Below are 26,474 nucleotides of genomic sequence, written 5' to 3'. Positions count from 1 at the left end.
AGTTGCGATATTGTATGACAGCAGACAAAAATGCAAACCCGGGAACGCAATTGAGAATGATATCATACAATGATTTAAACATTTGTAACAAAAACTAGGGTATAAAAACAGAAATAAGTTCAAAGTATACTACAAAAGAATGAAAAAATGTTGAGAGGTGGATTATTATGAGAAAAGTTACCGCAATTTTATTATCAGCTATGATGGCATTGTCTTTGACCGCATGCGGTTCCTCTGCAAAGGAAACAACAGGAGCAAGCAGCGGAGCAGAAACAATCCCAGGGGCTACAACTGAAGCAAAGGCAGAGGAGACAAAAAAGCCGATCAAGATCGGAGTTTCTGCACCTGACTTAACCAATGTGTTCTTCATTCAGATTAAAGATGCCATGCAGGCTGCTTTAACCGGACCAGAAGATGAACTGATCATTCAGGATGCCGGAGGCGACCAGAACAAACAGATGAATGACGTAGCTGATATGATCAACCAGGGGGTTGATGTGATCTGTATCTCTGCGATCAACTCTGAGGGAGTACGTGCCACTCTGGAAGCATGTAAGGAAGCAGAAATACCAGTCATCGCATTCAATACATCGGTTAAGAATCCGGAATTGGTTCAGTGTACCGTTGTTTCTGATAATAAAGAAGCCGGAAAGCTTTGTGCCCAGGCTCTGGCTGATTCTTTAGGCGGAAAAGGAAAAGTAGTAGAGATTACATATAGTACCACAGAGGTTTGCTATGACCGTCAGCTTGGTTTTGAAGAAGAGTTAAAGAACTACCCGGATATTGAGATCATCCAGACCAAAGACGTTGAGAAGCCAAAGTCTGATTATTCCCAGCCGATCATGGTAGACTTTATCAATGCAAACCCGGTAATCGACGGAGTATTCACCATCAATGATCCCACAGCCCGAGGCGCCATTGCAGCCCTAAAGGAAGCCGGCCGCTTAGAATCTGCCAAGGTTGTTTCCGTAGACGGTTCTGACGAAGGAAAAGGCTTTATCCGTGCCGGAGAAATGGTAGCATCTGCAGCACAGGATCCGGCAGGAATCGGTACAACCTGTATCGAAACTGCTTACCGTCTTCTGTCCGGACAGACCATTGAAGAGAAGGTAGTCGTACCTATGTCCATCATTACAAAGGAGAACGTAGATCAGTAATCCGTAAAGTGTTGACTCAAAGCGAAGAATGCAGAACAGGAGTGTTAAAAACATGTCAAATGAATATGTTTTTGAAATGAAAGATATTACCAAAGCGTTTGGTCGCAACGTTGTACTTGACGGAGTCAGTATTTCCATAAAGCCCGGAGAAGTCCGGGCTCTTATGGGGGAGAATGGTGCTGGTAAATCCACCCTGATGAAAATCCTGGGCGGCATTTTCAGTGCTGATTCGGGAACCATCTACATGGCTGGGGAGGAAGCTTCCATAAAAAACGTAGATGATGCCCGCAGGTATGGTGTCAGTTTTATCCATCAGGAAATCACCAACATTCCTGAGATGACAATTGCAGAAAACATTTTTCTGGGCCGGGAACCAAAAAACCATTTAAAGATGGTAGATTACCGGAAAATGAAGAGTGAGGCGCAGAAAGCTCTTGATGCGCTGGGACTGGATCTGGATGCCGGAATGCTGATTCGGGGGCTATCCGTAGCACAGCAGCAGATGATAGAAATTGCAAGAGCGGTGAATGAGGGGGCAAAAATCCTGATTCTGGACGAACCCACAGCATCTTTGTCAAAAAGTGAGACAGACAATTTGTTTGCACAGATCGACCGTTTAAAAAAAGCCGGAGTTGCGATGATCTACATATCACATCGTATGGAAGAGACCTTTAAGGTCTGCGATTCGGTAACGGTACTCCGTGACGGTAAGTTTATAGGAACCAGAGATACAAAAGAAACAACAGAAAATGAATTGATCAGCATGATGGTAGGCCGGGAATTTAACAACATGTATGGAAACAAACGTGTAACCGGCGGGGACGTCATCATGGAAGTGAAACATTTAACAACCAATAAGGTATCCGATATCAGTTTTACATTGAGAAAAGGGGAAATACTTGGATTCTCAGGATTGGTAGGGGCGGGGCGTACCGAGCTAGCGCTGGCATTATTCGGCATCGACAGCATTCAGTCAGGTGAGATCTGGCTGGAAGGAAAAAAGCTTATCATCAACAGACCCAAGGATGCAATGGCTGCAGGCATTGCACTGGTGCCGGAAGAGCGGAAGGACCAGGGGCTTTTCCTTGGCCACAGCATTGCAACCAATCTGACATTTCAGGTGCTTTCTGAATTTATACATCAGTTACGCGTAGACAGGAAAAAGGAATCCAGGATTGTGGACGAGTTCAAGCAGAAGCTTTCTATTAAAATGGCTTCCCTTGAACAGTCGGCAGGAGAGCTTTCCGGCGGCAACCAGCAAAAGATCGTAATATCCAAGTGGCTGGCGGCAAAGCCTAAGGTACTCATTCTGGACGAACCCACCAGAGGGATCGACGTAGGAGCAAAGGCTGAGATATATAAGCTGATGCACACCCTGGCCAGTGAAGGAGTTTCCATTATCATGATTTCTTCAGAGCTTCCTGAAATCATCAACAATTCCAGCAGGATTGCCATTATGCGGGAAGGACATCTGGCAGGAATCCTTGACCAGAAGGAAACAGAAGCTTCACAGGAAACGATCATGTCATTTGCAGTGGGAGGAGAACATACAACATGTTAAGCAAGAAAAATCAATCAGAACCATCTGAGATAAAGGCACTAAGCCTCTGGAACACCAATCCCTTTCTGATCTGGCTGAAACGCAACATGGCGGCCATGATCGCGTTGGTATTCCTGTGTATTGTTTTATCGATTACAACCGATACGTTTCTTGTTAAAAATAACCTGTTCAGCGTATTGCGTCAGGTATGCGTAAACGGTTTCATCGCATTCGGCATCACATGCGTACTGATCTGCGGCGGCATAGATTTATCCGTAGGTTCTGTGGTAGCGGCTGCCGGTGTCATCGCCGTACGCTGCGGGAATGCGGGACTGCCCGTCATCCTTTGCTTTCTGGTACCCTTGTTATTTGGCGCTGTCATTGGTTTTTTCAACGGACTTGTCATTTCACATACAACTCTGCCGCCTTTTATCGTAACCTTATCCATGCAGATCATTGTACGCGGTGTCAGTTACATATTAACAGGCGGTCAGCCGGCACAGTCCAATAATGAAGCATTCAACAACATGGGAGTAGGAAGCTTTCTGGGAATTCCCATTCCGGTTGTATTTGTAATGGTAGCATTTGTCATTCTGTATTTCATTATGAACCGTACCTCCTTTGGACGTCATGTCTATGCTACCGGAGGAAATAAGGAAGCAGCCAAATACGCAGGTGTTGATACCAAATGGATCCAGGTAAGAGTTTTCATCATCAGCGGTGTGATGGCAGCCTTGGCCGGTGCGGTTTTAGCGGCAAGACTATATTCCGGTCAGCCATCGGTAGGGGAAGGGTTTGAGCGTGATGCAATCGCAGCTTCCGTACTTGGAGGCACCAGCTTTAACGGCGGTATCGGTACATTGGGCGGAACCGTTATCGGTGTACTGATCATCGGTGTTTTAAACAACGGTATGAACCTGCTTAAGATAAACAGCTACTGGCAGTTTGTAGTAAAGGGGTGCGTGATCCTTGGAGCGGTATACGTGGATTATTTGAAAAAAAGAAGTTCCCTTAAAAAGTAATATTCATAATTCAGACGGAGGCATAAGAACATGATGGACATTGTGGAATTAAAAAGGAAATGCAATGATATCCGCAAGGATATTATTAATATGACGGCAGACGCAGCCAGCGGACATCCAGGCGGTTCTTTATCAGCCGTAGAGCTGATGGCAGCGCTGTTCTATACACAGATGCGGGTAAACCCAAAGGATCCGGACAACGAGGACCGTGACCGCTTCGTACTGAGCAAGGGACATGCAGCTCCCTGCTACTATGGGGTATTAGGCGAAATGGGCTTTTTCGATAAATCAGAATTTAAAAATTTCCGGCAGCTTCACAGCATTCTTCAGGGACATCCCGATGCCAAGAAGGTTCCTGGGATCGATGCTTCCACAGGCTCTTTGGGCCAGGGTATCTCCATTGCAGTGGGTATGGCACTGGGCGCAAAGGCTCAGAACAAGGATACAAAAATATTTACCCTGCTTGGAGACGGAGAACTGCAGGAAGGCCAGGTTTGGGAGGCATGCATGGCAGCAGCCAACTACCAGCTTGACAATCTCACCATCATCATTGATAACAACGGTCTCCAGATCGACGGAACCAATGATCAGGTCATGTCTCTCGGTGATTTATCTTCCAAATTCAAAGCATTTGGATTCAACGTACTGGAACTTCCCGACGGCAACAATTTAGAAGAAGTGCTGGCAGCGTACTCCATCAGCACCATGGAAGGCAAGCCAAAATGCATCCTGGCACACACGGTAAAAGGAAAGGGAATTTCCTTTATGGAAAACCAGGTAGGCTGGCATGGCAAGGCACCAAGTGAAGCGGAGAGACAGCAGGCATTAAAGGAACTGGAGGGTTAAGACATGAGTGAAATGAAAGCAATTAGAGTGGCATACGGTGAGGCATTGGCGGAACTTGGCGAGGAAAATGAAAAGGTTGTTGTAATGGATGCGGATCTGGCCCATGCCACCATGACTGCTACCTTTGCAGAAAAGTTCCCCAAACGGTTTTTTAATGCAGGGATTGCAGAAGCAAATATGGTTGATATGAGTGCAGGCCTTTCTACTATGGGATATATCCCTTTTTGCAGCACCTTTGCCATATTTGGCGCCGGAAGGGCTTATGAGCAGGTGAGAAATGGCGTAGCTTATCCTAATTTTAATGTAAAGCTGGGTATGACCCACTCCGGAATCACACTTGGAGAAGACGGTGGAAGCCACCAGGCCATTGAAGATATGGCTCTTATGCGGGTAATCCCCGGCATGACCGTGGTGGTTCCCTGTGATGCCAGTGAAACCCACCGTGCCGTAAAGGCAGTTGCAGAGATGGAAGGACCGGCTTATCTTCGTCTGGCAAGGCTTCCAAGCCCGGTGTTTGAAGAGGATATGCCATTTGTTATCGGAAAGGCAAACGTATTGAAAGAGGGTACTGATACAGTGGTTTTTGCCTGCGGCATCATGGTATCTACTGTGCTGGAATGTGCAAAAAAGCTGGAAGCGGAAGGAAAGTCCATTACAGTAGTTAATATGCATACCATTAAGCCTATTGACAAAGACTGCATTTTAAAATATGCTTTAAAGTACAGCAATGTCATTACCGTAGAGGAACACAGCGTTATCGGCGGTCTTGGAGATGCCGTTGGCGATGTTTTACTGGAAAACAAGTGCAACGTTACATTTAAAAAGATCGGTGTTCAGGACAGGTTCGGACAGTCCGGAAAGCCGGAAGAGCTTCTGGAGGAATACGGACTCAGTGAGAAACAGGTATATAATCAGATAAAAGGAGTGGTGGAAGCATGAGAATCGCATTAATTAATGAGAACAGCCAGGCGGCTAAAAACGGAATGATTTACAACAGCTTAAAGAAGGTTGCTGATACAAAGGGCTATGTAGTGGATAACTATGGCATGTATTCTGCAGAGGACAGCAATTCCCTGACTTATGTACAGAACGGAATCCTGGCAGCAATACTTTTAAACTCCGGCGCAGCCGATTATGTGGTTACGGGATGCGGAACCGGTGAAGGCGCCATGCTGGCATTAAACAGCTTCCCAGGCGTGATCTGCGGTCATGTATGTGACCCAAGCGACGGCTACATGTTTGCACAGATCAATGACGGCAATGCCATTGCTATGCCTTTTGCAAAGGGCTTTGGCTGGGGCGCAGAGCTGAATCTGGAATATACATTTGAGAAATTATTCTCTGAAGCAAGCGGACAAGGCTATCCAAGAGAGAGAGCCGTTCCGGAGCAGAGAAATAAAAAAATCTTAGATGTGGTAAGAGAGAACAACTTAAAAGATATCCTGACCTGTTTAAAAGGCATTGACCAGGAACTGGTAAAGGGAGCCGTAAGCGGCGAAAAGTTTGGAGAGCTGTTCTTTGCAAACTGCAAAGATGAATCCATTGCAGAATATGTAAAGAGCCTGTTGGCATAGGAGGCTCCTTATGCTGAAAAATAAACCATCGGGAGTTGCCCATGTGGCAATTCCCACGGATGAACCGGAAGAAACCGTAGCTTTTTATGAGAGTCTGGGCTTTACCAGACTGGTGGATGGAGGAATCAGGGGAATGCTGAAGTGTGGGACCTGTGTCATTGAATACTACCCCAGACGCCAGGATGCAAAGCCTATCGGAAACATCGATCACATTGCCTTATCCTGCGAAAATCTGGATGAAGCATATGAGGAAATCTCAGCTCAGGGACATAAGCTTTTGTCGGACGGAATAGAATCCAACCAGATGTTTGCACCTCTCACCAACCGTTTCTTTCTTTTTCAGGGTCCTAATGGGGAAAAGATTGAATTTTGCAAAGTTGGCTAATTTTAAATAAATAAAATTTAAAGGAGAATTGCCATGAGATTTTTTATCGATACAGCAAATACGGAAGAAATAAAGAAAGCAAACGACATGGGCATCATCTGCGGCGTTACCACCAATCCTTCCCTGATCGCAAAGGAAGGCCGTGACTTTGCCCAGGTTATCAAGGAAATCACTTCCATCGTAGACGGACCCATCAGCGGAGAAGTAAAGGCAACCACAGTGGATGCAGAGGGCATGATCGCAGAAGGCCGTGAAATCGCAGCAATCCATCCCAATATGGTTGTAAAGATCCCTATGACCGTGGAAGGGCTGAAAGCTGTTAAGGTATTGACTTCCGAAGGAATCAAGACCAATGTGACGCTGGTGTTTTCTGCTGCTCAGGCACTTTTGGCGGCCCGCGCAGGCGCGACCTATGTTTCTCCATTTTTAGGACGCCTGGATGATATTTCCATGCCGGGCATTGATCTGATTTGTGACATCATGGACATTTTCAGGGAACATGGAATTGAAACGGAAATCATTGCAGCCAGCGTCCGCAACCCTATTCATGTGATCGACTGCGCAAAGGCAGGAGCTGACATTGCCACTGTGCCCTATGGTGTACTGGTGCAGATGACAAAGCATCCGCTGACCGATCAGGGAATCGAGAAATTCAAGGCAGATTATAAAGCAGTATTCGGTGAATAATCAGTGGTTTTGGGCGAAGTCTTTTCTGGCTTCGCCTTTTTTTGATTTACTGGAACTTTGCAATGACCCGGCAGGGCAGTCCTGTCATTTCAGAATTTGCCTTGCATAATTAAATAAGTAGTAATAAAATAGTTTAAATAGGCTCCTGAATTGTGAGACACAAATCATTCAACCCCATTACTGTAAATTTAAGGAGAACGGTATGATTACAATAAAAAAAATGGCGGAAATACTGGGCACCAGTACGACGACCATATCCAATGTCATTCATGGGAAAACAGGTGAGGTTTCTCCGGCCATGGTGGAAAAGGTAAAGCGGCTGCTGGAAGAATATAATTATGTTCCCAATATTAATGCAAGAAATCTTGCCAAAAATAAATCAGGCATTATTGGGCTGGCCATGAAAACCAACCGGGACAAATATGATAATTTTATGAAGGATCCCTTTGCAGGAGAGTTGACTGGAGCCGTTGAAGGCTGCGTCCGGGACAAGGGATATTTTACCATGCTTTATATTTCCGATGATATTACGGAGATTATTAATTCTGTTGCAAGCTGGAATGTGGACGGCCTTATCCTGTTAGGAATGCGGAAGGCGGACGCTATCCTGCTGAAAAAGAAGGTAAAAAGGCCCATGGTCTTTGTGGACTGTTATTTCGATGATTCCATCTTTGAATATGTCAATGTGGGAATTGAGGATCAGAGGGGAAGCTATGAAATAACCAATTATCTTATTCGGAAAGGCCATCAAAGGATCGCCTTTCTTGCGGATAACTGCCTGGGAGGGGATTATCAGCGGTTTAAGGGGTATAAGGAAGCGATTACAGAGGCGGGTATTTCTTATCAGGAGGAAGATTTTATCATGCTGGAGCCCAATGGCTCGGATTTGTCCATGCTTTTATCTGAGGTGTACCATAGGGCAGGGGATTTTACCGCCTTTGTTTGTGCTTCCGATTACTATGCGGCAAATATTATGAATTATTTACAGGATCAAGGGATGAAAATACCGGAAGAATTATCGGTTGCAGGGTTTGACGACAATATTTACAGCAGAATGGTAAGGCCGGCATTGACTACGGTTCACCAGGATGTGACACAGAAAGGCGAGATTGCAGTTGAAAAGCTTTTTCAAATGATCGGCAATGAGGACTATGGAAATAATTATGAACAGCTCCCTGTTTATTTGGTGGAAAGAGATTCCGTAAGGGAAATCCAATAGTTTGCAGCTCTGTACCTTAAGCAATACCAAGGGCAGAGGATAACAATGAAAGTGAAAGCCAGTATATGGGGCTGTCGCAAAATGAATTTTTCATACAAGATATCGGTATTGGCCAAACAGCCAAGAACCATATCTTGTTGAATCTTTGCATTTTGCGACAGCCCTTTTTATCCGTGTATTGAATCCAAGGAGCCGCCATACTTAATCTGGAGACTTTTACCAAAGGAACTTAAACGCATAAGCTGTTAATGAGTACATAAATCACAATTCACACCTTGTTTCCCTTTGAAAAAAATAATTATTCATAAAAAAACGAAAAAAAATACTTGATATCTTGTCAATAAAATGATAATATAATGTTCAAATAACTTATGCGCATAAGTTACAATTAAAATGAAAAAAAGTTGTCAGTCAACAGCAAAATGAATAATGGAGGGGCATTATGAAGAAGAGATTAGTGGCTATGGCATTAGCAGGAGCAATGGTTTTGGGAGTGATAACAGGCTGCGGGAGCAATTCCGGCAGCAAAGGAAGTACGGCTTCCCAGGAAGGAAAGGAAGAAGCTGCACCAGGTAAGGGCGGGGAGGCGATCCGCATTGTAAACGGAAAGATCGAAATTGACGGTCCCTTAAAAGCTTTTGCAAAACAGTATCAGGAAAAGACCGGCCAGGAAGTGGTGATCGAATCCCTGGGAGGCGGAGTGGATATTAACGGAGCTTTAAAGAACTATCTGGCAGCAGGAAATATGCCTGATGTTTTCGTATTTGGAGGAGAAGGGGATTATCAGACCTGGAAGGATTACATGGTGGATTTAAGCGGAGAAGAATGGGCTTCCCAGACAGATTTCGGCTTTCAGTCGGCGGATGGAAAAACCGTTGGTTTTCCATATGCGGTGGAAGGATATGGAATTACATATAATAAGGATATTCTGGATGCTGCCGGAATCGATCCAGCTTCTCTGACAACCTACGATGGATTCAAGAAGGCGTTTGAAACCATTGACAGCAAGAAAGGGGAACTGGGAATCACAGCGGTTTGCTCCGTTGCGGCGGAATCGGGACAAATGTACTGGTCAACAGGAAACCATTTGTTTGGGTATTATTTATCCGGCGGCTTAAAAAGAGGAGATACCAAATACATTGATATGTTAAAAGCGGGTACCGTGGACAAGGAACGTCTGGGACAGTTTGCAGATTTCATCAGGCTGCTCTTTGATTATTCCGATAAAAATACTCTGATTTCCGGAACTTACGATGATCAGTTGGCTTTGTGGGCTCAGGGAAAGACTGCATTCATCACTCAGGGAAACTGGATCGACCCATCCCTTCCTGACTATCAGGTGAAGTTTGGCTGCGGGATAGCTCCTCTGGCATTTACCAAAGAGGAAATGAAGGGCGTGCTTGCCGATTGTCCCTCCTGGTGGGCCGTTTATAACAAAGGAAATAATATTGACGCAGCAAAAGCCTTCTTAAAGGAACTTGCAACCTCAGCAGACGGCCAGAAATCCCTTGTGACCGATTGCGGAATGATTTCTCCATATACCACTTGTACGGTAAGTCCTGAAACCCCTCTTGCAAAGAGCTTGAAAACCTATGTGGATGGAGGAAATACTTATTCCTGGGAATGGGCCAAGATGCCGGAAGGCATTGCCATGAACGCAATAGGAGCTGTTTTTGAATTGTATGCAAAAGGAGAGATCGACAGAGATACGTTTGTTGCCATGATGGAAACCGCAATTGCCGATTATGTGAAAAAATAGTTTGGATAAGGCGGCTTAACAAAGCCGCCTTATCCAGGTAGTCGCCACCATGGAAGATAGGGGAAGAGGTTAGGAGAATATATATGGATGGAAACGCAAAAAAGGTTGTATTTATTTTACCTGTGCTGCTTGGCGTGCTGATAATTATTTATGCACTTTATTTAGATTTGTTCCACAAGGATATGGCATTCAGGGGATTCCTTCTGGTCCTTGGATTTCTTCTGGTCATTGCCGGATTATATTTCTTTCCTGGGAAGAAGCACAGGATGATCGTCAATGGATTGTTTTTACTGCCACTGCTGGGTGCTTTTGGAATAACGGTCATGATTCCTTTTTTATTCGGCATCTTTTATTCTTTTACAAACTGGAATGGAATTGGGTTTACACAGATCGTGGGACTGGAAAATTATGTGAATATGTTCCAGTCTCCTGACTACTTATATTCCCTGGTGATCACCTTTCTGTTTACAGTGGTCAATATGATCGTTGTAAACTTCGCGGCCTTTGCTTTGGCGCTTTTGTGTACATCAGGGGCAAGAGGAAGAAACTTTTACCGGGCGTCATTTTTTCTTCCAAACTTAATCGGAGGAATTGTTCTGGGATATGTATGGCAGTTTATATTTAACAAGGTGTTCCCGTCCCTTGTTCCGGGAAGCCTTTCCATGCTGACAAACCCTAATCTGGCTTTTTTGGCCATACTGATCGTCAGTACCTGGCAGTATGCCGGTTATATTATGATGATCTATGTGACAGGGCTTCAATCGGTCCCAAAGGATGTACTGGAAGCCTCAGGGGTGGATGGGGCAAATGGCTTAAAGACCTTGTTTCATATTAAGCTGCCCATGATAGCCAATACTTTTACAGTTTGTATTTTCCTGACCCTGGTCAATTCCTTTAAGCAGTTTGACTTAAACTTTGCCATTACAAACGGAGCCCCCAGCAGGATCCTGGGAGCCAAGGCCATTGCTTCCACCGAGTTTCTGGCCCTTAACATTTACAATACGGCCATTGCCAAGAACCAGTATGCCCAGGGACAGACAAAAGCGGTTGTATTTTTCATCATTCTGGCAATCGTGTCCCTGACCCAGGTGACCATCAGCAAAAGGAGGGAAATTGAACTGTGAGCAGCAGAAAATTAAGAGGAACCATCGTGGAACTGATCGCCCTTGCATTATCCCTTTTGGTTTTATCCCCGTTTATTCTGGTCATATTCAATGCGGCCAAGAAAAGTGCGTCCATTGTTATTAGCCCCATTGCACTGCCCGAAAACTGGGGGCAGATGATTGTTAATCTGCAGAACGTGATCCACAACCAGAATTTCAGCTATTGGAAATCTTTTTCCAGCTCCCTGTTCATAACCGTTGTCAGCCTGGGACTTCTGACCTTATTTTCCAGTATGGCAGCCTGGGTATTGGTCCGGAATAAGACCACATGGTCCAATGTTATTTTCATGACATTTGTTGCAGCCATGGTAATTCCCTTTCAGGTGGTCATGCTCCCTCTTTTATCCACATTCCGGGAACTGTCTTCTTTTACCGGCATCCGGCTTCTCAGCAGCTATACGGGAATTATTATCGCTTACTTAGGATTTGGCGGCTCCATGTCCGTATTTATCCTCCATGGCTTCATAAAAGGGGTTCCAAGGGAACTGGAAGAAGCGGCATGGATCGACGGATGCAGTCCGGAAGGAACCTTTTTTAAGGTGGTATTTCCGCTTTTAAAGCCGGTTCAGATGACGGTTCTCATATTAAACGGAATCTGGATCTGGAACGATTATCTCCTGCCTTCTCTGATGCTGGGGCTGAACGGAAGGATCAAGACACTGCCGGTGGCTGTAAGCAGCTTTGTAGGCTCTTACGTAAAGCAGTGGGACTTAATACTGGCTGCGGCCTTTTTGGCCATGATACCGGTTATCATTCTCTTTTTGCTGGCACAGAAGCAGATCATTCAGGGCATGGTAGAAGGTGCAATCAAATAAATATTAGAAAGGACAGGATATTAACATGGATCGAAGATGGTGGAAGGAAGCGGTGGTGTACCAGATCTATCCGAGAAGCTTTATGGATAGCAATGGGGATGGGATAGGAGATTTAAGGGGGATTACAGAAAAACTGGACTACTTAAAGCTCTTAGGAATTGATGTGATATGGCTTTCTCCCATCTATGAGTCTCCCAATGATGACAACGGATATGACATCAGTGATTACCAGGAGATCATGAAAGAGTTCGGATCCATAAAGGATTTTGATGAACTTCTTCAGGAAGCCCATAAAAGAGGCATAAAGATCATCATGGATCTGGTGGTGAACCATACGTCCGATGAACATAAGTGGTTTGTGGAAAGCAGAACAGGCAAGGATAACCCATACCGGGATTATTACATATGGCGGGAAGGGAAGGAAGACGGGAGCGGCCCCAACAACTGGGGTTCCTGCTTTGGAGGTCCTGCATGGGAATATGATCATGACACAGAGATGTATTACCTTCACCTGTTCTCTAAGAAGCAGCCTGATCTAAACTGGGATAATCCCAAGGTAAGAGACGAGGTATTTGAGATGATGGACTGGTGGTGCCAAAAAGGCATTGACGGCTTCCGCATGGATGTGATCAACCTGATATCAAAAGAACCCAGCCTCCCTGACGGCCCGGTAAAGGATGGGCTATATGGGGATTTTTCTCCATATGCATCCAGCGGTCCCAATGTTCATGCTTATCTGAAGGAAATGAACCGCAGGGTATTGTCAAAATATGACTTGATGACCGTTGGAGAGGCCTTTGGCGTTACCCTTGAAGAGGCGAAAAAATATGCCGGACAAGAGGAAGAAGAGCTTAATATGGTATTCCATTTTGAGCATGTGACAATAAACGGTGAAATCGGGAAGTGGACGGACCAACGGCCGGATCTGCTGGAATTAAAGGAGATTTTTACCAAATGGCAGGTTGGCCTTGGAGATAGTGCATGGAACAGCCTGTATTGGGATAATCACGACCAGCCAAGAGCTGTATCCTTTTTTGGAGATGACAGTGAAGCATACCGGGAAACTTCAGCCAAGATGCTTGCCACATGTCTGCACCTGTTAAAGGGGACCCCCTACATTTATCAGGGGGAGGAACTGGGGATGACGAATTTTCCCTTCCAGGACATGTCACAGTTTAAGGATATTGAAAGCCTGAATATATATAAGCAGCTTGTGGATGCGGGATTGGTGAGCCATGATAAAATGATGAGCTACCTAAGATTTAAAAGCAGGGACAATGCAAGGACTCCCGTGCAGTGGAATGACAGTCCCCATGGAGGGTTCACATCAGGCACTCCCTGGATCCAGGTAAATCCCAATTATACGGAAATCAATGCTGAAAAGGAAGTGTCAGACAATAATTCCGTATTTCACTATTATAGGAAGCTGATTGAACTGAGGAAACGCCATGACATCATCGTCTATGGCGGCTACCAGCTTTTGATGGAGGAGGATTCCAGGGTATTTGCTTATATCAGGAAGCTGGAAGAGGAAACATTACTTGTGTTGTGTAATTTCACGGCTGAAGAATTACAGGTTTCCATACCCAATGAATTTTATGGGAAAGAGGTGGAATGCCTGATCAGTAATTATGAGCAGCCGTCGAAAGAGAATAGAAACAGGCTCCGTCCTTATGAAGCGGCTGTATATTTAGAAAGCAAAAAGCTGCTTTCATAACGGGATGGACGGCGTTTAAAACAGCAGTTTTTATGGGGAGCTGAAAAGATAACTTCCCATAGGCGATGTTGATTGAAAGAAGAAAATCAAGGAATAACCGGATGGAGATTGCAGATATGAAAAAACAATGGTGGCATGACAAGGTGGCATATCAGATTTACCCCAAGAGCTTTAAGGATACCAATGAGGATGGAATCGGGGATATAAAAGGTGTGATAGAGAAGCTGGATTATTTAAAGGATCTGGGCATTGATATCATATGGCTTTCTCCCATCTATTCTTCCCCACTTGCAGATCAGGGATATGATATTTCGGATTATTATAACATTGATCCAAGGTTTGGAACCATGGAAGACCTTGAAGAGCTGATAAAGGAAGCCAAGAAAAGAGAGATGTATATTCTCATGGACCTGGTGGTCAATCACTGCTCGGATGAACATGAATGGTTTAAGAAGGCCATGGAAGACCCTGACGGAGAGTATGGAAACTATTTCTATATTATGGAAGGAAAGGAAGGCAAAGAGCCCAGCAACATCCGGTCCTACTTTGGCGGAAGCGCCTGGGAGCGGATCGGGGATACGGACAGGTATTATCTTCACCTCTTCCATAAGAAACAGCCGGATCTTAACTGGGAAAATCCGGTTGTAAGAAACGAAATCTATACCATGATCAACTGGTGGCTGGAAAAGGGGATTGCCGGTTTCCGTATAGACGCCATCATAAACATCAAAAAAGCGTTGCCGTTTCACGATTATGAGCCTGACCGGGACGACGGGCTGGCGACCTGCCAAAAGATGCTGGAAGAAGCTGTGGGTGTAATGGACTTTTTAAAGGAAATGAATGATTCCACCTTTAAAAAATACCAGGCATTTACCGTTGGAGAAGTATTTAATGAAAAAAAGGAGGACCTTCCCGATTTCATTGGAGATGAGGGATGTTTTTCCTCCATGTTTGATTTTAATGAAACCATATTCGGAGCCAGTGAAAAAGGCTGGTATGATAACCAGGCCATTTCCCCTGATGATTACAGGGACTGCTGCTTCGGCAGCCAGCTCAGGGCGGAAGGAATCGGATTTTTATCCAATATCATTGAAAACCACGATGAACCCAGAGGTGTCAGCCGGTACATTCCGGAAGGGGAATGCAGCCATGTTTCCAAGAAGCTTTTAGCCACCGTCTATTTTCTTCTGAAGGGTCTGCCCTTTATTTACCAGGGGCAGGAAATAGGAATGGAAAATGTTCCCTTTCAATCCATTGGCGATCTGGATGACATATCCACCCTGGACGAATACAAGGTGGCCCTGGACAATGGAATTCCGGAGGATGAGGCGTTTAAGACCGTTTGCCGGTACAGCAGGGATAATGCCAGAGTTCCATTCCAGTGGGATGACAGCAAAAATTCCGGATTTACGGAAGGAAGTCCCTGGATCATGGTCAATCCGGAATACGAGAAGATCAATTTAAAACAGCAAATGGATGATCCTGATTCCGTATTCAGCTATTACAGGAAACTCATTGCCCTTAGAAAGCAGGATGAATACAAGGATACCTTTGTTTATGGGTCAATGGAACCGGTTTACAGGGACAGGACAAGGATCATGGCTTATTACCGCAGAGGAAAAGACCAGGATATCCTGGTGGTAGGTAATTTCCAGACCGGGCCCCAGACGGTTGAACTGTCCAGGGAATACAGCCGGGTACTGTTAAATAATTATGATGAGGTTTCCTGTAAGGGAAAGACCCTTGATTTAAAGGGATATCAGGTGTTGGTTTTAGAACTGTAATGATGGGAAAGGCACCAGAATTCCTGTCACGCCGGAAGCGCAGGCTTTTATAAATCTGTCCTTCCGGCCTTTTTTTCTGTAAATTCTGGAAAAATAAAGGGATTATCTAAAAAAAAGCTTGAAATAACCGGTTAGGAAAAATATAATAATAGAATCAGCAGAATAACCAGAAACGTAACCTTTGATTTTTGGAAGAAGAAATAGAATATACAGATGGAGGAACCGGCATGAAAAAAGAGATACTGGCAGGAGAACACTGCCCGCACTGCAAAAGACATTGTTCTTTAATAGATCCCCATTGCGGAAAGGGGAGAGCATTGGCAGAGAAAAAGATAAAAGAAGAGAAGAAGCTTAAAGAAGAAAAAAAGCTTAAAGAAGAAAAGCTTAAAGAAGATAGATGCATTAAAGAAGAAAATTGTCTTAAAGAAGAAAATTGTCTTAAAGAAGAGAATTGCCTTAAAGAAGAAAATTGTTTTAAAGAAGAGAATTGCCTTAAAGAAGAAAATTGTCTTAAAGAAGAGAATTGCCTTAAAGAAGAGAACTGCCTTAAAGAAGAGAATTGCCTTAAGGAAGAAAAATGTCTTAAGGAAGAAAAGCACCTTAAAGAAGAAGACAGGCAAAAGGATGAGCTGCTGCCAGGGGAACCCAATCCGGTAGAGGAACTTGTCCCGGTTCTTAAAAAGGAAGAGTGGAAAAATATCCAGTCTGAAATCAGGCTCTTGTGCCTTTATCACAACGGCTTCAACCTGCTGTCCGGCAGGAAGGCAGGGAAACAGGGAGGCAAAGAGGCCAGGCTTTCCATACTGGCAGCGTTGGCGGAAAAAGGAGACCTGACACAAAAAGAGCTAAAAGAAAATTCCGGGCTCCATTCCGGGGAGCTGGAAGAGGCCCTGGAAAAACTGGAAAAAAAGGGACATGTCAGCCGGAAGCAGGCGGAAGATAAGAATATAAAAATTTCTTTGACCGGCAAGGGATTTAAGTGGGCAGAAGAACATATCAGGGACTGGAAAAGAGAGAATGACGGCGTGCTGGCCCCTCTTACAGAGGAAGAAAAAAACTCTCTGGAAGGTATTTTGAAAAAAATCCTGAAGTAGAAATCTCCCGCCATGGATTGCATATTCTTCCAGGGGGTCAGGGTTGTGTTTCAGAAAAATTTGTAGTACAATGCAACAGGATATGATCCGGTAATTATGATTTTTTATGATGCGGCTGCCGCAGGAGGAGTACCATTGAGATACCAGGTAAAAAGGGCCAGGGCTGTGAGTCGGATGCTGGCGTTGTTATTTTGTATTGCATTACTTTTGGCAGAACTGAATACACCTGGAATGGACGGGATCCCAGAGCAGGAATATCTGGCCCTGACAGGAGGCGTACCAAAGGGACATTTCCATCCGAAGAAGAATGACGCCATTGCTGAGTTTCCGGGGACAGTAGAGGAAGATGCCATGGGTGAGATTTTAGCCGATGGCTTCAGCCGGTTTTTCTTCAGGAGTTTACCAATAAAATATCTTGTAATGAATAAAATTTTCTTATTCGTTCCCATGGTTTTATGGTCGGAACGGACTGTACTGATGCAGGAAGGGTACGTTAGCAGAAAGTATCTGATGGGGTATATCCATGATTCGGACGGTGAGAAAGGGATCCCGGCAGGCATTCTCATGGCAAATTAAAAATTTAACAATAAAAGGGGATAACCTATGAAGCCAGGAAAGAAAATGCTTGCTGCAATTTTTTTAGTAATTGCGGCTCTTGTTTATATTGCAGTATTTGGGGCTGGAAAAAGTGTTAAGGGCGTATTTGACATGCGCTACGGCATCGACATCCGCGGAGGAGTTGAGGCGATTTTTGAACCTCAGGGACTTGACCGCAGCCCTACGGAACAGGAACTTAATACAGCCAGGGAAGTTATAGAAACCCGAATGGATAACCAGAATATCGTGGACCGTGAAGTAACCGTGGATACCAACGGAGGATATATCATCGTCCAGTTTCCTTGGAAATCAGGGGAAACCAATTTTAATCCGGAAGATGCCATTGCGGAATTAGGAGAAATGGCTGAGCTTACCTTCCGTGACCCGGAGGGAAATGTGCTGATTCAGGGAAAGGATGTGCAGAATGCATCACCTGAGACCACAAATGCCAATGGGATCAAGAGCTATCAGGTAGCTCTTAGCTTTAACGCCAACGGCGCCAAGCTGTTTGAAGAAGCAACAGGAACGCTGATCGGAAAACGGATGAGCATTTACATGGACAAGGATCTTATCTCCAGTCCCACGGTTCAGACCAAGATCTCAGGCGGACAGGCAGTTATTACAGGGATGAAAGATTATGATGAGGCAAAGAATCTGGCAGAGAAGATCAATGCAGGTTCTCTTCCATTTTCTCTTAAGACTACCAATTTCTCCACCATAAGTCCTTCTCTGGGAAATAATGCCTTAACGATTATGGTGTATGCTGGAATTGCTGCGTTTTTGGTGATCTGCCTGTTCATGACCGTATTTTACAGGCTGCCAGGCATCATTGCCTGCATCACCCTGGTTCTCCAGATGGTTCTGCAGATGCTTGCCATTTCCGTTCCCCAGTATACCCTGACCCTTCCAGGCATCGCCGGTATTATCCTGACTCTGGGTATGGCAGTGGATACGAATATTATTATTTCAGAACGTATATCCGATGAGCTGAAAAAGGGCATATCCGTGAAAGGTGCGGTATTGACAGGATATAAAAATGCTTTTTCGTCTGTTTTAGACGGTAATGTGACCACTGCCATTGTTGCGGTGATCCTCATGTTTTTAGGTTCAGGCACCATGCTGAGCTTTGGCTATACCTTATTGATCGGTATGATCGTAAACCTTCTGGTAGGGGTTTCTGTTTCCAAGCAGCTTTTATTATCCTTTATCCAGTATGATCCATGGCGCGGGGAGAAATGGTTCCGGATCAGAAAAGATAAAAAAACCATACCATTCTATCAGAAGAAATATATGTTTGGTATCATCTCGGGAGTGGTTATTATTTCCGGAATCATCGGCTGCTTCCATTTTGGCGTAAAGCTGGATACCCAGTTTACCGGAGGTGCGGTGTTAAGCTATTCCGTAACAGAGGAGGCAGATACGGGTAAGATCCAGGCAGCCATTGAAAAGCAGACAAGCCGTCCGGTTACGGTTCAGATCAAGGAAGATAACATGACCGGGCTTAAGAGGCTTTCCGTCACACTTGCCGGAAATTCAGGGATGTCTCCGGAAGACCAGAAAAAGGTGACCGATGCCATCAACAGTACTTCGGACAAGGCAGATGCAAAGCTGTCGGAGACCTTTGTGGTTGAGCCTTATATCGGAGCAAAGGCCATGAAGAACGCAGCCCTTGCCATTGTCCTGTCCATGCTGTTTATTGTTGTATATGTATGGATCCGGTTTTCAGCCATTTCCGGCCTTTCGGCAGGAGTCACGGCCATGATCGCCCTGCTCCATGATGTGATTGTGGTGTTCTTTGTATTCGTGCTGTTTAAGATTCCGTTAAACGATGCCTTTGTGGCGGTAGTCCTTACGATTATCGGTTATTCCATTAACGATACCATTGTTATCTATGACCGGATTCGTGAAAACAGAAAGAAGGATTCCAAAATGCCGGTGGATGAACTGGTAAATGTCAGCACCTCCCAAACCCTTGGAAGATCCATTAATACGTCCTGTACCACGGGGATCTGTGTGCTCATCATATTGGCTGCTTCGGTCTATTTCCAGATCGGATCCATTTTGGAATTTTCTCTTCCAATGTTCTTTGGTATTCTGACCGGATGCTACTCTTCCATTTGCGTGGCAGGTACGCTTTGGGCTATGTGGGAGAAGAAAAAAGAAAAAAAGTAAAAAGTTATTGCTAAGCCTGCAGAGGCCGCTGTTTTGTCCCTGAGTGATCAGGGGCGGAGAAGCGGCTTTTTTGTGTGTAAGGGTGAATGTGGAAACCGTTTTTTCGTTCAGGTATAACGCAGAGGAATTATAATTATGCATTATTTTCATACCGTGGTATATTGACAAATCTATGGAGTATCAGTAAACTGAGGAAAGTACTCAATGCATAATGATGTATATTTAAACACTAAAAGAGGAGAGATATTATGAAAAAAACCATTAAAAAGCTTGTTTCGCTGGGTTTGGCTGTTTCCATGGCGGCTGCATTATCCGCCTGCGGCAGTTCTTCAGGCCCTTCCACCACAACGGCTGAGACAACGGCTGCGGCAAACTCTGCAGCAGGGGCTGAAAATACAGGAGCAAAGATTTTCCGTGTGGCAGCAGTAGACCCTCAGGTTGCATATGATATGCAGCAGTATACATACAGCATTATTATGAAGGTTACGGATAATGTAGTAGAGTCCCTCCTTACCACCATTGACGGAGGAAAGGTGGTTCCAACGCTTTTGGCCAAAGAGCCGGAATTATCCGATGACATGCTTACCTATTCCTTTGAGTTGATTGACGGAGTGAAGTTTCACAACGGAGAGACCTTAAAAAGTTCTGATGTGAAGTATTCTCTGGAGAGAGTGGTAAAAAAGCAGAGTATGGGAAGCCTTTTGGAGAAGGTGGAAGGCTATGAAGCCCTGGCAGACGGTTCCGCCAATGAGCTGACAGGAATTAAAGTCATTGATGACACTCATTTCACCATTACCCTGTCAGAGGTTTATACGCCCTTTGTTTCTGTATTATCCACTCCCTACTGTGCCGTTTATCCTGCGGAGGCTTGCGAGGCTGCAGGGGATAACTGGGGAAAGACAGAGCTGATCGGTACAGGTGCATTTAAGTTTGACAGCTACACCCCTGGTGTGGGTGTGGAGATTTCCAGATTTGACGGCTACCACGGCACTGCCGCCAAGTTCGACGGAGTAAGCTATAAGTTTATCGAGGATTCCAATACCCAGGTTCTGGAATATCAGAAGGGAAATATTGATTACGTGGATGTGGAAACAAACATGTATCCGGTATATCAGGCTGATCCCAAAATAAAAGATCAGATGCACATGTTCCAGCCCATCGGCGGATATTACATGACCTTTAACGTAAAATCCATTTCCGATCCAAAGGTAAGAGAAGCCATTTCCATGGCAATCAACAGACAGGCTATCTGCGAAAGCATTTTCCATGGTACTGCAAAACCGGCCTCTTCCTTTATTCCCGCCGGAATCATCGGACATGACGATTCCCAGAAGGAGTTCGCTTACGATCCAGAAGGCGCAAAGGCTCTCCTTGCAGAGGCAGGATATGCCAATGGATATGACCTTCGCCTTACAGTGAATACAAAATATGCAACCTCTATCCCAATTGCCACCGCATTCCAGGAGCAGGCAAAGGCAGCAGGCATCAACGTTACCATTGAACAGGTTGATTCAGCGGCCTGGTCTGATATGAAGAAATCCGGCGGTGTGGATGCCGGTGTAGGTAACTGGTATGTAGATTACAACGATCCTGACAGCATGCTGTATCCGGTAAGCGATTCCCGTACAGACCGCTCTTCAAGCTTTTGGCATAACGAAGAATTCAAGACGCTGATGGAAGAGGGTGTCAAGACCTCAGATGACGCAAAGCGCCAGGAGATTTATGTAAAGGCAGAACACATTCTCACAAGAGAAGATTATGCCATTGCACCTATTTACAACGAGTCCAAGTGCTATCTGTTAAATCCGAAGATTACAGGTCTTGTTATGGATTCAACGTTCCGCAGCAACTACGCTAACGCAGATTTCCAGTAATAATGCAACTGGAGTAAGTGACCTAAGGGAGTGGAAAACCACTCCCTTTTTATGAAAAAGGGGAACCATATGTTTCAGTATATTTCAAAAAGACTGCTCCAGACGCTGCTGGTATTGTTTGGCATCAGTCTTATTACTTTTATTCTTCTTCAGGTCGTACCTGGAGATCCTGTGGAGTTAATGCTTGAGAAACGGGCAGACGCGCAGACCATTGCCGCGGTCCGCCATGAGCTGGGGCTTGATGTATCCCTCCCCCAGCAGTATTTGAATTTCTTAAAGGGCGCCATCCGCCTGGATTTCGGCAAATCCTATTTTACCAAGGAGGTGGTGACAACGGCCCTGATGCGCTGCTTCATGGTGACTGTAAAACTGGCTTCCATGTCCTTTGTATTTGCAGTGGTCCTGGGCGTCACATGCGGTATGGCTGCAGCCATCAACCGGGGAAAATGGATCGATTCCGCCCTTATGACCACCTCAATCATCGGCGTATCCGCACCGTCTTTCTGGATCGCCATCATCCTTCAGATCGTATTCGGGCTGAAGCTGGATCTGCTTCCCATATCCGGTTTTGATGGGCCTTCATTTTTTATTCTCCCAAGCATTGCTCTGGGCGCCCGTTATGCAGGAAGCATTGCCCGTATCACCCGTACCAGTATGCTTGACGTGATCAAGCAGGACTATATCAGGACAGCAAGGGCAAAGGGAGTGACGGAAGGCCTGGTCATTATGAAGCATGCCTTGAAAAATGCCATGATCCCCATCATTACCCTGGTGGGTACGGAGCTTGGAAACATGCTTACCGGTTCCATGCTCATTGAGAAGGTTTTCTCCATACCTGGAATCGGAAAACTGGCGGTGGATTCCATGTCAAACCGTGACCTGCCCCTTTTGGAAGGGACCGTCATGTACATTGCCTTTGTATTTGTTATCGTAAATCTGCTGGTGGATATTTCCTACGCATTTATTGATCCAAGAATCCGCTATGGGAAAGGAGCGAACTAATGAAAATTTTAAACATTTTTACAAAACAGAAGAAATTTGAAGAACAGCTCCTAAACGGTGAGATGGAATATTCCAGCTATTATAAGGACAGCTTTAAGAGGCTTAAAAAGAATAAGGCCTCCCTGTTCTGCCTGGGAGTGATCTTTTTTCTGATCCTTCTGGCCCTGTTTGCACCGGTGATAAGCCCTTATGATCCTACTTACCAGGATTATGCTTCGGTTCTGGCCCCGCCTTCATCCAAGCACCTTCTGGGGGCGGATGAATATGGAAGGGATATTTTATCCCGCCTGATTTACGGAACAAGGGTATCCTTAAGCATCGGGATCCTGGCCCAGCTCCTGGCTTCCCTGATCGGGATCACTTTGGGAGCCATTGCAGGCTATTTCGGGGGAGCGGTGGACACCCTGATCTCCCGGATCATGGAGATTTTTGCAGCATTCCCGGATCTTCTCTTTGCCATGGCTATCATGACCTTTATGGGCCAGGGAATCCAGAACCTGTTTATTGCCCTTGGCCTTCTGACCTGGGTAAGGACTGCCAGGCTCATCCGCGGCTCTGTCATGCAGCTTAAGGAAAAAGAGTATGTAGAGGCGAGTAAGGCCAGCGGCGGGACCTCCTTTCGGATCATTACAAAGCATCTGATCCCCAATTGCTTATCAACGGTGATCGTGCTGGTGACCCTGGGAATCCCCAATGCTATCATGTACGAAGCTTCTTTAAGCTTCCTGGGCCTTGGCATCCAGCCCCCCACCCCAAGCTGGGGAAATATGATCAGCTCCGCCCAGTCCTTTATCAGCTTCCTTCCTGTGTACAGCATCGTACCGGGAATTGCCATTATGGTGACGGTTGTAGCGTTCAACATCTTTGGGGATGGCTTAAGAGATGCCCTGGACCCCAAGCTTAGAACCTGATCAGGAGGAAGAGATGGACGATAAATTAATTGACGTTAAAAATCTAAAAACATATTTTTATACAGATGCAGGTGTGGTAAAGGCTGTGGATGACGTATCCTTTTCCATTGAACAGGGAAAGACCCTGGGAATCGTAGGGGAGTCCGGATGCGGTAAAAGCATTACCTCCCTGTCCATCATGCAGCTTGTGGAGACGCCTCCGGGAAAGATCGCAGGAGGGGAGATTCTTTACAGGGGGGAGAACCTTTTAAAGAAGACTCCTGACGAAATGAGAAGGATCCGGGGCAAAAAGATCGCCATGATCTTTCAGGAGCCTATGACCTCCTTAAATCCTGTTTTTACGGTAGGGCAGCAGATCACGGAGGCCTTACTGATCCACGAAGCAGGAATATCCAAGCAGCAGGCCCGGGAAAAAGCCATAGACATGCTCCGCATGGTGAAGATCCCCCTGCCTGAAAGAAGGATTGATGAATACCCTCACCAGCTTTCCGGCGGTATGCGCCAGCGGGTTATGATCGCTATGGCCCTTTGCTGCAATCCGGAGCTTTTGATCTGTGACGAGCCGACTACGGCCCTGGATGTGACCATTCAGGCCCAGATCCTGGAGCTGATCAATGAATTAAAACAGAAGACAGGCGCTTCCATCATGATGATCACCCATGACTTAGGAGTGATCGCTGAGGTAGCTGATGATGTTATGGTCATGTACGGAGGAAAAGTGGTGGAACAGGGGACTACGGATGAGATTTTTGACCTCCCCATGCATCCTTACACTGAAGGGCTTATGAACTGCATTCCAAGGCTTGATGACCAGGTGGAAGAGCTTCCTGTTATTAAAGGCATGGTTCCAAGCTTTGACTCCATGCCAGAGGGCTGCGCCTTCTGTCCCAGGTGCGAATACGCAAAACCCATATGCGGGGAACGTATGCCGGAGCTGATAGAAAAGGACGGCAGAAAGATCCGCTGTTTTAAATATACAGATCAATGGAAGGAGGAGGTATAATGGACAGCCAGGAGACGAGAAAGCCTCTGTTGGAGGTAAAGCATTTAAAAAAGTGGTTTTCGGCAAAACCCACTCCTTTTTCCGGGAAAAAGGTGTATATTAAGGCAGTGGACGATGTGAGCTTTCAGCTATATCCTGGAGAAACCCTGGGCGTGGTGGGAGAGTCAGGATGCGGAAAATCCACCATGGGACGCTCCGTGCTTCGGCTGATCGAGCCTACGGCAGGCCAGATCCTTTTTGAAGGCCAGGATTTTATGAAGCTGAGAAGCGGGGCACTGAGAAAGAGCAGAAGCAATATGCAGATTATTTTCCAGGACCCTTATGCCTCCTTAAACCCCCGAATGACCATTGGCGAGATCATTGCAGAGCCTTTGGACATCCAGTGGAAGACAGGAAAGGAAGAGATATTGAAACGGGTTTTGGAGACCATGGAGATCGTGGGCCTTAACACAAAATACTATAACAGGTATCCTCATGAATTTTCAGGAGGCCAGAGACAGAGGATCGGAATTGCAAGAGCCATTGTGCTGCGGCCGGAGCTTATGGTGTGTGATGAGCCGGTATCTGCTCTTGACGTATCCATCCAGGCCCAGGTGATCAACCTTTTGCGCAGGCTCCAAAAGCAGATGGGAATGGCCTATATCTTTATTTCCCATGATTTAAGCGTAATCAAACATATTTCCGACAGAGTCGCTGTCATGTATCTGGGACATATTGTGGAGATTGCAGATAAGGCTGATTTGTACCAAAACACCCTTCATCCCTATACAAAGGCCCTGCTGTCGGCAATTCCTGTGCCGGACCGTCATGTGAAGAAGGAGAAGATCATCCTGGAAGGCGATCTGCCAAGCCCTGCCAATCCTCCTTCCGGCTGCGTATTCCACACCAGGTGCTTTATGGCCAGAGAGATTTGCGGGAAGGAAGCGCCGGAGATGAAGGAGTATGAAAAGGGCCACTGCTGCGCATGTCATTTTGCAGGAGAATGGAATAAATAAAAGAATGGATACGGAGGTTAAAAGATATGAAGATTACAGGCATTGACGTCAGGACCATAAAGGTAGAATTAAAGGAGCCTTTCCATATATCTTTGGGAACCATTACCCACGCCATAAGCGCGGTGGTAAAGGTGGAAACGGATGAAGGGATCTGCGGCTATGGAGAAGGCGCTCCCGGCGTGCTGATCACAGGGGAAAACCTGGCCGGTACCGTGGAGAGCATCAGGCATTTTGAACAGGCCCTCCTTGGAACCGATCCTACGGATGTTGAAAAGGTTTACTGGATTCTTGACAGGGCAGCAGCCCATGCGCCCTGCGGAAAGACTGCCATTGATATTGCATGCTATGATATCCTGGGTAAAAAGGCCGGTCTGCCGGTATACCGGCTGTTAGGCGGCTATTCCAATACAATAGAAACAGACATTACCGTGGGAATCAACGGACCGGAGGTAATGGCGGAAAAGGCCGCAGCCCATGTGAGAAATGGTTTTGATACCATTAAGACAAAGGTGGGTACAGGGCTTAAAGAGGATGTTGCCAGGATTAAGGCCATCCGGGAAGCCGTAGGGCCGGATGTGAAGATCCGTATCGACGCCAACCAGGCGTGGTCAGCCAAGGAAGCACTTCAGATCATTGAACGCCTGAACGAATATGATATCGAACTGGTGGAACAGCCGGTAAAGGCTGCTGACATAGAAGGTCTTGAATATGTGACGAAAAACAGCAAAGTCCTGATCATGTCTGATGAAAGCTGCTTTAATGCAAAGGATGCCCTTCGCCTCGTAGAGCGGAGAGCCATTGACGTACTGAATATCAAGCTGATGAAATGCGGCGGTATCCGGGAAGCCTTAAAGATCAATGCCATCTGTGAAACAGCGGGCATTGAATGCATGCTGGGCTGCATGGCGGAAGAGACAAACCTGGGCATTACCGCTGCCGCCAGCCTGGGAGCTGCGGTGAGGAACATTACCAGAGCAGATCTGGATGCCACCTTCTCTTTGACCGATCTTCCCTTTGAAGGCGGCATTGGAACAGAATGTACAAAGACCCTGGTGCTTCCGGAAGAACCGGGCTTCGGGTTTATAGGTTTAAAATAACATGTCTGGTGGTATTGCGGCAAAAACGCTGCAATACCACCATATTACAATGGAGAGAAAA

General features: G+C 45.8%; 23 protein-coding genes. All 23 read left to right on the top strand.

Annotated features, from left to right (window positions below):
- Positions 1-167: 167 nt before the first annotated feature.
- Positions 168-1,157 (top strand): substrate-binding domain-containing protein, encoded by a 990-nt coding sequence (locus tag ACYVD3_RS10975; protein ID WP_460642554.1) that lies wholly within the window; start codon positions 168-170, stop codon positions 1,155-1,157.
- A gap of 52 nt (positions 1,158-1,209) precedes the next feature.
- Entirely contained in the window at positions 1,210-2,718 is a 1,509-nt protein-coding gene (locus tag ACYVD3_RS10970; RefSeq protein ID WP_460642553.1) for a sugar ABC transporter ATP-binding protein, read from the top strand.
- The gene (locus tag ACYVD3_RS10965) at positions 2,712-3,719 is read left to right on the top strand and encodes an ABC transporter permease (RefSeq protein WP_460642552.1); all 1,008 of its coding nucleotides are present in this window, start codon (positions 2,712-2,714) and stop codon (positions 3,717-3,719) included. The genes ACYVD3_RS10970 and ACYVD3_RS10965 overlap by 7 nt, the downstream gene beginning before the upstream one ends.
- A 33-nt stretch (positions 3,720-3,752) precedes the next feature.
- Positions 3,753-4,565, top strand: coding sequence for a transketolase (locus ACYVD3_RS10960; RefSeq protein WP_460642733.1), 813 nt, complete (start codon positions 3,753-3,755; stop codon positions 4,563-4,565).
- A 3-nt stretch (positions 4,566-4,568) separates the two neighbouring features.
- A complete protein-coding gene (locus ACYVD3_RS10955; protein ID WP_460642551.1) occupies positions 4,569-5,504 on the top strand; it encodes a transketolase family protein in 936 nt (311 codons plus the stop codon).
- Positions 5,501-6,139, top strand: a complete 639-nt coding sequence (locus ACYVD3_RS10950; RefSeq protein WP_460642550.1) for an RpiB/LacA/LacB family sugar-phosphate isomerase — start codon at positions 5,501-5,503, stop codon at positions 6,137-6,139. The genes ACYVD3_RS10955 and ACYVD3_RS10950 overlap by 4 nt, the downstream gene beginning before the upstream one ends.
- A 10-nt stretch (positions 6,140-6,149) precedes the next feature.
- Positions 6,150-6,524, top strand: coding sequence for a VOC family protein (locus ACYVD3_RS10945; RefSeq protein ID WP_460642549.1), 375 nt, complete (start codon positions 6,150-6,152; stop codon positions 6,522-6,524).
- A 33-nt stretch (positions 6,525-6,557) separates the two neighbouring features.
- On the top strand, positions 6,558-7,211 hold the full coding sequence (fsa, locus tag ACYVD3_RS10940; RefSeq protein ID WP_460642548.1) for a fructose-6-phosphate aldolase: 654 nt from the start codon (positions 6,558-6,560) through the stop codon (positions 7,209-7,211).
- Between the two features lie 202 nt (positions 7,212-7,413).
- A complete protein-coding gene (locus ACYVD3_RS10935) occupies positions 7,414-8,430 on the top strand; it encodes a LacI family DNA-binding transcriptional regulator (RefSeq protein WP_460642547.1) in 1,017 nt (338 codons plus the stop codon).
- A 442-nt stretch (positions 8,431-8,872) separates the two neighbouring features.
- The gene (locus tag ACYVD3_RS10930; protein ID WP_460642546.1) at positions 8,873-10,189 is read left to right on the top strand and encodes an ABC transporter substrate-binding protein; all 1,317 of its coding nucleotides are present in this window, start codon (positions 8,873-8,875) and stop codon (positions 10,187-10,189) included.
- Between the two features lie 83 nt (positions 10,190-10,272).
- Complete coding sequence (locus tag ACYVD3_RS10925; protein WP_460642545.1) at positions 10,273-11,313, top strand: carbohydrate ABC transporter permease; 1,041 nt, start codon at positions 10,273-10,275, stop codon at positions 11,311-11,313.
- 23 nt (positions 11,314-11,336) lie between these two features.
- Positions 11,337-12,167: a carbohydrate ABC transporter permease gene (locus tag ACYVD3_RS10920; RefSeq protein ID WP_460642732.1), complete on the top strand. Its 831-nt coding sequence runs from the start codon at positions 11,337-11,339 to the stop codon at positions 12,165-12,167.
- Between the two features lie 25 nt (positions 12,168-12,192).
- Complete coding sequence (locus tag ACYVD3_RS10915) at positions 12,193-13,884, top strand: glycoside hydrolase family 13 protein (protein ID WP_460642544.1); 1,692 nt, start codon at positions 12,193-12,195, stop codon at positions 13,882-13,884.
- Between the two features lie 116 nt (positions 13,885-14,000).
- The gene (locus tag ACYVD3_RS10910) at positions 14,001-15,668 is read left to right on the top strand and encodes an alpha-glucosidase (protein WP_460642543.1); all 1,668 of its coding nucleotides are present in this window, start codon (positions 14,001-14,003) and stop codon (positions 15,666-15,668) included.
- Positions 15,669-15,895: 227 nt separating this feature from the next.
- A complete protein-coding gene (locus tag ACYVD3_RS10905) occupies positions 15,896-16,762 on the top strand; it encodes a MarR family winged helix-turn-helix transcriptional regulator (RefSeq protein ID WP_460642542.1) in 867 nt (288 codons plus the stop codon).
- A gap of 135 nt (positions 16,763-16,897) precedes the next feature.
- Positions 16,898-17,338: a hypothetical protein gene (locus ACYVD3_RS10900; RefSeq protein WP_460642541.1), complete on the top strand. Its 441-nt coding sequence runs from the start codon at positions 16,898-16,900 to the stop codon at positions 17,336-17,338.
- 27 nt (positions 17,339-17,365) lie between these two features.
- On the top strand, positions 17,366-19,531 hold the full coding sequence (secD, locus tag ACYVD3_RS10895) for a protein translocase subunit SecD (RefSeq protein WP_460642540.1): 2,166 nt from the start codon (positions 17,366-17,368) through the stop codon (positions 19,529-19,531).
- A gap of 248 nt (positions 19,532-19,779) precedes the next feature.
- The gene (locus tag ACYVD3_RS10890; protein ID WP_460642539.1) at positions 19,780-21,405 is read left to right on the top strand and encodes an ABC transporter substrate-binding protein; all 1,626 of its coding nucleotides are present in this window, start codon (positions 19,780-19,782) and stop codon (positions 21,403-21,405) included.
- Positions 21,406-21,474: 69 nt separating this feature from the next.
- Complete coding sequence (locus ACYVD3_RS10885; RefSeq protein WP_460642538.1) at positions 21,475-22,407, top strand: ABC transporter permease; 933 nt, start codon at positions 21,475-21,477, stop codon at positions 22,405-22,407.
- On the top strand, positions 22,407-23,318 hold the full coding sequence (locus ACYVD3_RS10880) for an ABC transporter permease (protein WP_460642537.1): 912 nt from the start codon (positions 22,407-22,409) through the stop codon (positions 23,316-23,318). The genes ACYVD3_RS10885 and ACYVD3_RS10880 overlap by 1 nt, the downstream gene beginning before the upstream one ends.
- 13 nt (positions 23,319-23,331) lie before the next feature.
- Positions 23,332-24,321 (top strand): ABC transporter ATP-binding protein, encoded by a 990-nt coding sequence (locus tag ACYVD3_RS10875; RefSeq protein WP_460642536.1) that lies wholly within the window; start codon positions 23,332-23,334, stop codon positions 24,319-24,321.
- Positions 24,321-25,316, top strand: a complete 996-nt coding sequence (locus tag ACYVD3_RS10870) for an ABC transporter ATP-binding protein (RefSeq protein WP_460642535.1) — start codon at positions 24,321-24,323, stop codon at positions 25,314-25,316. Before ACYVD3_RS10875 ends, ACYVD3_RS10870 begins: the two co-directional genes overlap by 1 nt.
- 26 nt (positions 25,317-25,342) lie before the next feature.
- Entirely contained in the window at positions 25,343-26,413 is a 1,071-nt protein-coding gene (locus ACYVD3_RS10865; RefSeq protein ID WP_460642534.1) for a dipeptide epimerase, read from the top strand.
- Positions 26,414-26,474: the final 61 nt, after the last annotated feature.

The sequence above is a fragment of the Lacrimispora brassicae genome (assembly GCF_054772055.1).
This window is presented reverse-complemented; position numbering and strand designations above follow the sequence as displayed.